This is a genomic window from Wenyingzhuangia marina (assembly GCF_900130035.1).
Taxonomy (GTDB): Bacteria; Bacteroidota; Bacteroidia; order Flavobacteriales; family Flavobacteriaceae; genus Wenyingzhuangia; species Wenyingzhuangia marina.
Map to the genome: position 1 here is coordinate 290,397 of NZ_FQXQ01000002.1, position 11,628 is coordinate 302,024.

At 29.9% G+C, this 11,628-nt stretch carries 9 protein-coding genes; 5 read left to right on the plus strand and 4 right to left on the minus strand.

Translation table 11 applies throughout. The features are described 5' to 3' along the window. Positions 1–142 precede the first annotated feature (142 nt). The 5 genes from BUB70_RS05305 to BUB70_RS05325 all read left to right on the plus strand — a co-directional run bounded on the left by BUB70_RS05305 (position 143) and on the right by BUB70_RS05325 (position 7,618). Positions 143–1,183 carry a GntR family transcriptional regulator gene (locus BUB70_RS05305; protein WP_073119766.1) on the plus strand — a complete coding sequence of 347 codons (1,041 nt, stop codon included), beginning with the start codon at positions 143–145 and terminating at the stop codon, positions 1,181–1,183. Positions 1,184–1,330: 147 nt separating this feature from the next. Next, the gene (locus BUB70_RS05310) at positions 1,331–3,436 is read left to right on the plus strand and encodes a bifunctional aldolase/short-chain dehydrogenase (RefSeq protein WP_073119076.1); all 2,106 of its coding nucleotides are present in this window, start codon (positions 1,331–1,333) and stop codon (positions 3,434–3,436) included. 73 nt (positions 3,437–3,509) lie between these two features. Next, the gene (locus BUB70_RS05315; protein WP_073119079.1) at positions 3,510–4,790 is read left to right on the plus strand and encodes a sugar isomerase; all 1,281 of its coding nucleotides are present in this window, start codon (positions 3,510–3,512) and stop codon (positions 4,788–4,790) included. A gap of 9 nt (positions 4,791–4,799) precedes the next feature. After that, complete coding sequence (locus BUB70_RS05320; RefSeq protein ID WP_073119081.1) at positions 4,800–6,176, plus strand: FGGY-family carbohydrate kinase; 1,377 nt, start codon at positions 4,800–4,802, stop codon at positions 6,174–6,176. Between the two features lie 29 nt (positions 6,177–6,205). Further along, entirely contained in the window at positions 6,206–7,618 is a 1,413-nt protein-coding gene (locus BUB70_RS05325) for a purine-cytosine permease family protein (protein WP_073119083.1), read from the plus strand. Positions 7,619–7,699: 81 nt separating this feature from the next. Here BUB70_RS05325 and BUB70_RS05330 read toward each other — a convergent pair whose 3' ends face one another. The 4 genes from BUB70_RS05330 to BUB70_RS05345 all read right to left on the minus strand — a co-directional run bounded on the left by BUB70_RS05330 (position 7,700) and on the right by BUB70_RS05345 (position 11,452). Continuing rightward, complete coding sequence (locus tag BUB70_RS05330) at positions 7,700–8,398, minus strand: sugar ABC transporter substrate-binding protein (RefSeq protein ID WP_084730190.1); 699 nt, start codon at positions 8,396–8,398, stop codon at positions 7,700–7,702. Next, positions 8,399–8,761 carry a LacI family DNA-binding transcriptional regulator gene (locus tag BUB70_RS05335; RefSeq protein WP_073119088.1) on the minus strand — a complete coding sequence of 121 codons (363 nt, stop codon included), beginning with the start codon at positions 8,759–8,761 and terminating at the stop codon, positions 8,399–8,401. Positions 8,762–8,865: 104 nt separating this feature from the next. Further along, a complete protein-coding gene (gene uxaC, locus BUB70_RS05340; protein ID WP_073119090.1) occupies positions 8,866–10,260 on the minus strand; it encodes a glucuronate isomerase in 1,395 nt (464 codons plus the stop codon). A gap of 151 nt (positions 10,261–10,411) precedes the next feature. Continuing rightward, positions 10,412–11,452, minus strand: coding sequence for a GntR family transcriptional regulator (locus BUB70_RS05345; RefSeq protein WP_084730191.1), 1,041 nt, complete (start codon positions 11,450–11,452; stop codon positions 10,412–10,414). Positions 11,453–11,628 lie beyond the last annotated feature (176 nt).

An 11,628-nucleotide genomic window follows, 5' to 3' on the forward strand; every position in this document is an offset into this window, starting at 1 on the left:
ATTTGTATTAAGAATTAAGCAATAATACGTTATAAAATTCAATAATTTATTAACTATTAATCAATATTATTTTTGTTTAATTAGATAATCAACATTTATTTACTTCTAGTTCCTTTAACCAAACACAACCATTAAAATGGGAATGACCAAATTTATTACCATTGATGAAAATTCAAGGGTACCAAAATACCAACAAATAGTAGACTCTATCATTCACAACATATCAATAGGGAATTTTGTAATAGATCAAAAAATTCCTTCAATAAACATGTTTAGTGAAGAATTTTATTTGTCTAGAGATACTGTAGAAAAAGCTTATAGCATTTTAAAGCAACGCAACATTATTTCTTCTATTAGAGGTAAAGGTTATTATATTACAAGAACCAAACTAATATCAAAAGTTAATATCCTGTTTTTAGTTAACAAACTAAGCACGTATAAAACTAGGATTTATGATTCTTTTATCAACACTATAGGAGCAAATTCACATGTGGATATTCACGTATATCACTGTGACGAATCTGTCTTTTTAAGTTTGTTAAATAAATATAAATCTAGTTATGATTATTATGTAATCATGCCACATTTTAAAACTGACAACTTAAGACATATTAGTTTTACAGATGAGGTATATAATGCCATTCAAAAAATACCCAAAGAAAAATTAGTTGTATTAGACAATACCAAACTTGGTGCTGATGGTGACATCATTGAAGTTTATCAAGACTTTGAAAACGACATTTATGATGCATTGAATAAAGGAATAAATAAAATAAAACAATATGAACATATTATATTAGTATATCCTTCAAAATCTGTATACCCATATCCTAGAAGAATTTTACATGGGTTCAGAAAATTTTGTGTAGAAAACAAACTAGATTTTGAAATTCTTGACGAGGTTTATGATGATATTATTTTAAAAAGAGGAGATTTATTTGTCACCATAGAGGAATCAGACCTTGTTAAATTAATCAAACAAATTAGAGAAGATGAATATGTTTTAGGAAAAGAAATAGGAGTTATCTCCTATAACGACACACCTTTAAAAGAACTTCTTGGCATCACAGTAATGTCTACCGATTTTAAGATTATGGGGGAAACTGCTGCTAAAATGATATTAAACAAAGAAAAAGGAAAAGTAAAAATTCCTTTTAACTTTATTGATAGAAAATCAATTTAAAAAACATCAAAAAACCAATTTAATATATATTAAATTGGTTTTTTTTTAAAATTAATTTAACTCCAACAGTACAGTACAGGATAGAAACACTGTACTCATATCATACTTTTGGATCATTACATAATATTATTACATCAAAAATTAAAAATGGGAAATCAGACTAAAAACTTCAAATACGTTGACTATCTGTGGGACAATGAGAAAGCAAATGCTTTGGGAGATGATCAAGTAGCTTTATTCTTATACCGTTCTAATATATTAGGAGCAGACCTAAGAATAACCAATTACGGTGGTGGTAACACTAGCTGTAAAACAATTGAAACAGATCCTTTAACAAATGAAGAAGTTGAAGTAATGTGGGTAAAAGGTTCTGGTGGAGACATTGGAACTTTAGATAGAGCTGGTATTGCTGGTTTATACACAAAGAGATTAAGAGATTTAAAAAATGTATACGGTGGTTTAGAAGATGAAGATCGTATGGTTGGTTTATTTGATCACTGTATTTACGATTTAGACAGTAAAGCCCCATCAATTGATACACCTTTACATGGTTTATTACCATTTGCTCATATAGATCACTTACACCCTGATGCTTTAATTGCTGTTGCTGCAGCAAAAGACAGTGAAAAAGTTACCAAAGAAATTTGGGGTGACACTATGGGATGGGTGCCTTGGCAACGTCCAGGTTTTGATTTAGGTTTACAGTTAGAAAAATGTTTGGCTGATAATCCTGGAATTAGAGGTATTGTTCTGGGTTCTCACGGTTTATTTACTTGGGGAGACACGTCTTATGAATGTTATATGAACAGTTTAGAAGTTATTGAAATGGCTTCTGAATATATTGAGAAAAAAATCGCTGAAAAAGGAAGTGTTTTTGGCGGTCAAAAAATTGAAAGTTTACCAAAAGATGAGCGTTTAGAAAAAGCAGCTCAAATTATGCCAGTCTTAAGAGGTTTATGTTCTTCTGAAAACAGAATGATTGGACACTTTGCTGATTCTGATACTATTATGGAATACATCAATAGTAACGATTTAGAAAGATTAGCTCCTATGGGAACTTCTTGTCCAGACCACTTCTTAAGAACTAAAATTCAACCTTTAGTTTTAACATTAGATAAAAATGAAGATTTATCTGATACCGAAGCAATCTTAAAAAAATTAGAACCTGCATTTGAAGCTTATAGAGCTGAATATACAGAATACTATAATACTTGTAAAAAAGATAACAGCCCTGCTATTCGTGATGCAAATCCAGTAATTATTATTTATCCAGGAGTGGGTATGTTTAGTTTCGCTAAAAACAAACAAACAACACGTGTAGCTAATGAATTCTATGTAAACGCTATTAACGTTATGCGTGGTGCTGAAGCAATTACTGAATATACTTCTTTGCCAAGACAAGAAGCTTTTGATATTGAGTACTGGTTATTAGAAGAAGCTAAATTGCAACGTATGCCAAAAGAACAACCATTGTCTCGTAAAGTTGCTTTAGTAACAGGAGCCGGTGGAGGAATTGGTAAGGCAATTGCGGATAAATTAGCTGCTGAAGGTGCTAATATTGTTTTAACTGATATTAACGAACAAAGCTTAATAGAAGCTAATGCTACTTATAAAAGAGACATTGCCACTTATGCTATTTGTGATGTAACTAGCCCAGAATCTATTGCTTCTGCTTACAAAAAAGCTTGTATAGAGTTTGGAGGTGTTGACATTGTTGTACACAGTGCTGGGTTAGCAATTTCTAAATCTTTAGAAGATACTACAGATAAAGACTGGAATATTTTACAAAGTATTTTAGTTAAAGGTCAGTTTGATTTAGCAAAGCAGTTTTCTGCAATTACTCGTAAACAAGGATTAGGAGGAGACTACATTTCTATTGCAAGTAAAAACGGATTGGTTGCCGGACCAAACAACGTTGCATACGGAACAGCTAAAGCTGCACAACAACACATGGTACGTTTATTAGCTGCTGAATTGGCTAAAGATAAAGTACGTGTAAATACAATAAACCCTGATGGAGTTATTGTTGGTAGTAAAATTTGGGAAGGTGCTTGGGCTGAAGGTAGAGCCAAAGCCAACGGAATTACCGTTGAAGAATTACCAGCATTTTACGCTAAAAGAAATTTATTGAATGAAATTATTACCCCTGCAGATATTGCAAATGGAGTTTTCACTTTTGTTGGAATTCTTGATAAATCTACAGGAAATATCATCAATGTAGATGGTGGTATGGCTAACGCTTTCGTAAGATAATTACAATATTTACTTTCTAAAACTCCCATAGAGGTTACACCATTATGGGAGTTTTTTTTCAAAAAACAATAAAATGAAATTACAAAATCAACAAATTCTAGATGTAAATAAAAAGATTCTTGAAGAACATAACGATAATTTTGAATTTTTAGCAAACAAACTAACTAAAAACGGTTATGATGTAAATGCTATTTTATCAAAGTTATCTGAATTTCAAGTAGCAATTCCTAGCTGGGCTTTAGGTGCAGGAGGAACTCGTTTTGGACGTTTTGGTTTTTATGGTGAACCAACTACACTTGAACAAAAAATAGAAGATGTTGGAATTTTACATGCCTTAACTCAAACTGCTGGGGCTGTATCTTTACACATTCCTTGGGATGTACCACAAGACTACAATGCTGTTAGCGAATTAGCTTCTTCTTTAGATATTAAATTTGATGCAGTAAACTCTAACACATTTCAAGATCAAAAAGATGCTAAGGAATCTTATAAATACGGTTCTTTAAGTAACACTAGTCAAGCAGTACGTGAACAAGCTATTCAACACAATATTGATGTGATTAAAATTGGAGAAAAATTAGGATCTAAAGCTTTAACAGTTTGGTTGGCTGATGGTTCTTCTTTCCCAGGTCAAAATAACTTTCAAACAGCTTTTCAAAATACTCAAGATAGTTTAAAAACAATTTATAAGGATATTCCTGAAGATTGGAAAATGTTAATTGAGTACAAGCCTTACGAACCAAACTTTTATAGTACTGTCATTCAAGATTGGGGTGCTTCATTAATGTTAGCTAACGAATGTGGAGACAAAGCTTATACTTTGGTTGATTTAGGTCACCATTTGCCAAATAGCAACATAGAACAAATTGTTTCTATTTTAAGTTTAAAAGGTAAATTAGGAGGTTTCCATTTTAATGATAGTAAATACGGAGACGATGATTTAACTGTTGGTAGTATCAAACCTTATGCTTTATTCTTAATCTTTAACGAATTGGTATACGGAATGGCTAATAACCCTCAAAATCCAGATTTGGCTTGGATGATTGATGCAAGTCATAACATTAAAGATCCTTTAGAAGATTTAATCCAATCTTTAGAAGCAATACAAGAAGCATTTGCAAGAGCGTTATTGGTTGATCAAGCTGCTTTAAAAGCTGCTCAATTAGACAATGATGTAGTTAAATGTCAAGAAATATTACAAGGGGCTTACAGAACAGATGTTCGTCCTTTAATTGAAAAAGCTAGATTAAACAGAGGTGGTGCTATTAGTCCTATTAAAGCATACCGAGAATTAGATGTAAGAAATTATTTAATTAAAGAAAGAGGTAGAAATACAGTAGCAACTGGTCTATAATCTATTTACATGAAACAAAAAGTAACTGCAGTCTTCGACATCGGAAAAACGAATAAAAAATTCTTTCTCTTTGATAAAAAATACAAAGAAGTTTATAGAGAATATGCTCGTTTTGATGAAATAACTGACGAAGACGGTTATCCTACAGAAAACTTACCTGAATTACAAAAATGGTTGAAAGAATTATTTCACCGTATTTTAGATTCAGAAGAGTATAATGTAAAAGCAATCAATTTTTCAACCTATGGGGCTAGTTTTGTTCATTTAGATGAAAACGGAGAGTTATTAACTCCCCTATACAACTACACCAAACCTATGGATGAAGATTTGATTGCTTCATTTTACGAGAAATATGGACCTGAAGAAGAATTTACAAAGAATACAGGTTCTCCAAATTCAGGAATGCTAAACTCTGGTATGCAACTATATTGGATAAAACATACTAAGCCAGAAATCTATAAAAAGATTAAGTTTTCTTTACACTTACCCCAGTACATGAGTTATTTATTTACAGACATTGCCTTAAGTGAATACACAAGTATTGGTTGCCATACAGGATTATGGGATTACGAAAAGAAAGACTATCACGAATGGGTTTATAAAGAAGGAATAAACACTAAACTTCCTCAAATAGTATCTACAGAAACTAGTATTAATATGAATTACAATGGTAAACGTATTAAAATTGGTGTAGGTATTCATGATAGCTCTGCTGCCCTATTACCATATGTAAGAAGCTCTAAAAAGAAATTTGTCTTAGTATCTACAGGAACTTGGAGTGTGTCTTTAAATCCATTTACTCAAACAAATTTAACTAAAGATGAAATACTTAGTGGTTGTTTAAATTATATGAGAATTAATGGTAAAGCAGTTAAAGCCGCTCGTTTATTACTTGGTAGTGAATACAAATCTCAAGCACATAAGTTAACCGAAATTTACGGTGTTCCTCAAGAAAATCATAAAACGGTAGCTTTTGATTACGATTTGTATACAAAACTACTAGAAAATTTTTCTTACTGTTTTAAATGGAATGTAATAGAAAACAAAAAAGCACCTGAAGAAACAATTCTGAAACATAAAACTTTTGAAGAAGCTTATCATCAATTAATGATGGAGTTGGTATTGATTCAAGTAGAAAACATCAAAATAGCAACCGGTGAAGATCCTGAAATCAAAAGATTATTTGTTGATGGTGGATTTAGTGATAATGATATTTTTATCAAACTATTATCTCATCACTTTAGAGGGATGAAATTAAGATCTACCAATTCATCATTAGGATCGGCATTAGGGGCTGCCATTGCTATTTCAGATTCAAAATTAAATTCAAAGTTTTTAAAAACTAATTATTCATTAAAAAAACACGTGCCATTTATAATTACGTAATTTTTTAAAATAAAAATCAAACTATTACTATGAGTCAAACTAATATCAACGAGATACAGGAAATTGAAGAAATTGCGGGTGGGGAATTCGAAAGAGAACCCGTTCCTCAATCCAAGTTAAAAAGTTGGAAAAGTTTTATCGGAATGTACGCAGGTGAACACGCTGCAGGTACTGAATTTGTGATTGGACCTTTATTTTTAACCACTGGTGTAAGTGCTTTTGATTTAATTATTGGACTGATGCTAGGAAATCTTTTAGCTGTATTAAGTTGGCGTTTTTTAACAGCCGAAGTTGCGGTTAAAAACAGATTGACTCTATATTACCAATTAGAAAAAATTTGTGGTAAAAAATTAGTAACCGGATATAATTTAGCTAACGGAATTTTGTTTTGTTTTTTAGCCGGATCTATGATTACAGTATCTGCAACAGCAGTAGGAATTCCTTTTAATATGGAAATGCCTACACTTACAGATACCATGCCTAATGGAATGACCTGGATTGTTATTGTACTAGCCATTGGAGCAGTTATTTCGTTAATTGCATCTAAAGGCTATGATACTGTTTCTAAAGCAGCAAACTGGATGTCTCCAGTAATTGTATTAGGATTTGTAGCTTGTGGTGTAGTTGCTTTAGGTCAATTAGAGGTACATAGTTTTTCTGATTTTTGGAACATATGGGGTGAAGGTTCAGAACCTTTTCCTGGTCAAATAAAATATACGTTTTGGCATATTGTAATTTGGTCTTGGTTTGCAAATGGTGCAATGCACATTGGTATGTCTGACTTATCAGTATTCCGTTTTGCAAAAGAAGCTAAAGCTGGTTGGGCAACTGCTGCTGGTATGTATGTAGGTCATTATATGGCTTGGATTGCTGCTGCATTAATCTATGCTGTCTATATTAAAACTCCTGAAGCACAAGCTTTGTTAGGTAATAATTTAGCCCCATCTGTAGCTCCAGGTCCTTTGGCCTATAATACCATTGGTATTTTTGGAATCTTAGTTGTGGTTTTGGCTGGATGGACAACTGCAAACCCTACAATTTACAGAGCTGGTTTAGCATTTCAAGCTATTATGCCTAAACTATCTACTTTTTGGGTTACTATTATTGCAGGTACAGTAGCAACTGTTGCAGGATTATTCCCTGCTTTTGCAATGAAATTATTAGATTTTGTTGCTTTCTATGGATTTATTTTAGCACCATTTGGAGCAGTAATTGTATTTGAACATTTCTTTGCTAAAAAGTTTGGAGTTACTAAAAACTATGCTGAAGTAGCTGGAATAAAATTTAACAAATCTGTATTATTAGCATGGGCTATTAGTTTTGGATTGTTCTACTTTATTTCTGTTAAATTTGATATATTCTTATCATTTGTAACGTTACCAACATGGATTTTATGTGGAATACTTTACTTAGTATTTAGTAAAGTATTTCAGAAAAAATAATAAACATATTTAAGTTTAAACCTAAAAAAAAGGGATTTCAAAATTAATTTTGAAATCCCTTTTTTTTAGTTATGTATATGTCTATAAAATATCGTTTGAATCCTGTAAATTTTCCTTGATAATAATTTCAACTGGAATATCAATGTTTAGCGAGACAGTTTGATCTTGAGTAATTTTTTGGAAAATTTTCATCAAAGATTGGTAACCTTGTAACTCTGGTTTTTGATTAATTAAATATTGAATACGTTCTTCTTTTAAATAATCTATATTTTTTTTATTTAAATCAAAGCCTAAAATCTTCACATTATTATAACTTTTATCACTTAAAAATTTTGCAAAAATATAAGACCTAGAATTGGTTACAAATACACCTTTTTTTGTTTTTAAACTTAATAGGTTGTCTAATATTTTATTCTCTTCTAATTTAGCATCAATTGTATGTACTACTGAATGTATTTTAAGATTGGGGTTTTTTGATATTAAAAAGTTTTTAAATCCCAGCTCTCTTTCTTTTTGATTTCCTTGAAACTCTGATTTTTCTACCAATGTAAGCGCTATATAAATACCATCATCATCAATAGTATTGTACAATAGTCTCCCTGCAACCTCACCTGCTTTGGTAGAGTTTTGATAAATAAAACTAGTATTTAATACTTTATCGTTTTTACCATCAATAAACACAAGTGGTTTATTTTCTTTATTTGCATATTGAACTAATTTATTAGACAACTCCTCAAACAAACTTACTGTGATAATTCCATCATAATTTTGACCTAATATTTAATCTACTATTTTTTTATAGTGATTCTTGTCATCAGAACTAAAATCAATAAACTCAAGCTCTACTCCAAAATCACTTAATTCATTTAAAGCTTTTTTAACTCCCATTCTTGGAAGATTCCAATAACTTATACCATTAATAACTTGAGGTAAAACTACGGCAATACTAACTTTTTTACCTGCAGAAAGTTTTAATCTACTAGCAATATTATTTTTAACATAACCTGTTTGTTTAACAATCTCTAAAACTCTTTGTTTTGTTTTAGGAGAAACCCCTGTTCGATTATTTAATACTCTATCAACAGTACCTATAGAGGTATTTGATAGTTTCGCTATTTCTTTTATTCCTACCTGTTTTACCATCTTAGATCATAAGATTAATCTTTTACCAAAAGTCAAAATTTATAAACAAAAAAGGCCTGCTAAATATATTATATAGCAAGCCTTTAAGTTAAAAATATAATAGATTAAAAGTTTAAATAACCTTTAACATTGTTATAACAAATATCTTGAACTATTTTTGTTAACCAAGGCATATCGTTTGGTAGCTCTCCACTTTGAATTTTTTCTCCAAAATAGTTACATAACAATCGTCTAAAGTATTCATGTCTTGGGTAAGATAAGAAACTTCTAGAATCTGTTAACATTCCAATAAAACAAGAGATTAATCCTAAACTAGATAATGCATCAAAATGATCTTCTATTCCTTTCTTTTGATCTAAAAACCACCAAGAAGCACCATATTGAACTTTACCTTTCATAGTTCCTTCATTAAAGTTTCCTATCATAGAAGCAAAAACGTAATTGTCTGCAGGATTTAAATTGTAAATAATTGTTTTACCTAATTTATCTTCTTTATTTAAATGGTTTAAGAATTTAGATAAACTTTGTGCTTGTGGAAAATCTCCAATAGAATCCCAACCTGTATCAGGTCCTAAAATTCTTAATTTTCTTGAATTATTATTTCTTAAAGCTCCTAAATGTAATTGTTGAACCCAACCTTTTTCATGGTATTTTTCAAATAAAATGACCAAAATAGCTGATTTATACTCTTCAATTTCTTCTGCTGTTAAAGCTTTACCATCTTTTCTTTTCTTAAAAGTTGCATCTACTGATTTTAAATCAAAATCTGCTGCACAAATGTTTTCTAAACCATGATCAGAAACTCTACACCCTTTTTCATCAAAAAAGTTTACTCTTTCTCCAATAAAATCAATTAAATCATAAACAGAGCTAATGTCTTTTTTATAAATTTCTTCTGATTTTTCCATATATTTAATAAAACCATCACTTTCAATATTCATAAACCCATCAGGTCTAAAAGTAGCGGTTACTTTAAAAGAATTTCCTTGTGCTTTTATAGCATCATGGTGTTCTAAAGTATCTAAAGGATCATCTGTAGTACAAATATGTTCAACATTCATCTTCTTTATTAATCCTTGAGTACTAAACTCTGGCAAACGTAACTTAGCAGATGTTTGCTCGTATATACTTGCATGATTTTTTTCTGTAAGTAACTCATCAATATCAAAATAACGTTTCATTTCTAAATGAGTCCAGTGATAAAGAGGATTTAACACAGCATAAGGAACGGTAGAAGCCCATTGCTTAAATTTTTCTTCATCAGAAGTATTCCCTGTAATATATTTTTCATCAACTCCTAAAGTTCTCATCGCTCTCCATTTATAGTGGTCTCCTTTTAACCAGGCTTGAGAAATATTTTGAAATGAGGTGTTTTTTGCTATTTCATCTGGAGGTAAATGACAGTGATAATCTATAATTGGTAAATCTTTTACTGCATTATACAACTCAACTGCTTTATCATTTTGAAGTAAAAACTGATCATTAATGAAGTTCTTCATTTTCTATATTATTTATTTCGAAATTACTAATCGTTAACGTTAACAAATGTATTTTATTTTATTCATAATTCAAATAAATATGTATAGGAATCATTAATTTTGTCTGTTCTTTAAAGATAAAAAAACGCTCAATTCTAATTGAGCGTTTTTTTTAAATAGATTTTCTATTTATAAAGCTGAAAGTATTTTTAATTTTACCTTTTTTTCTTTCCATAAGCATTTTAGCCGCTGTTTTCCCCATTTTTTTGAAATCTGTAGATATTACAGCAATCCCTAATAATCTTTTTAAAGGAGTTTCATTATAAGATAAAACACCTATGTCTTTTCCTATTTTTAATTTATTATCGTTAATAGCGTCAATTACATTCACCAAATCATCATCATCTATAATAAACTGCAACTCTCCTTTTTGTAAATTTAAATTATCTGTGCTTGAAACTTCATAATCCATATTGTGCTCAATACAGAATTTCTTACAACCTCTATAAATTTTATGCTGATAAGAAAACTGCTCGTTTTCTGGAATTCTTACAATCATTTTTTTATGATTGATTATTTTATCCTTACCATTTAACAGTGCGTTATAAACATCGTTTTCAAAATCTTGATAAATCTCTATAATATCACCATCAACAGATAAATCATTATTATCTAAAATCACCAATTGATTTCTAGGAATTTTTTTGATAACCTCTACAGCTTTATCTGAAAAAGAAAATTCTTTTGCATGATTACTTTTAAAATGAGGCATTATTACATAATAATCATAATTACCAATATTCTTTTCTAATAGTTTTAAAAAATGTGATTCATCACAGTGGTAAATCTCAATATCAATATTAAAATCATCTCCCAACTCATCTATAAAAGAATTATAAACTCTTGATTTATAATCATTCATCTTATTCATTAAATACAGAATATTTTTCTTTACCGAAATTTCTGTACTTTGTACATAAGTTGTTTTTCCTTTATTAGCTGCTATTATATTTTTACTTTTTAATACTTTATATGCTTTTTCAACAGTGTCTCTAGAAACTTTATATTCTTTGCTGAATACATTAATAGAAGGTAGTGTTTGATTTTTTTTTATATTTCCTTTAGAAATGTTATCAATAAAACAATCTACTATTTGTTGATACTTAAATTTATTGGGGTCTGTATCAAATTTTAAATCTTTTAACATATTCATTTTTCAGGGGATTATTAGCTACTTTTAATTCGATCGCAATTTAAAAAAAAGGAATCAATTATTAGACCAAACAACAGCTACAACTATAAAACCAATCAGTTGTTTTTTATTAAACCATATAACAAATTAATAGATTTTTTACAATTAAAACTTTCAAAATTGATCATTGGTCAATT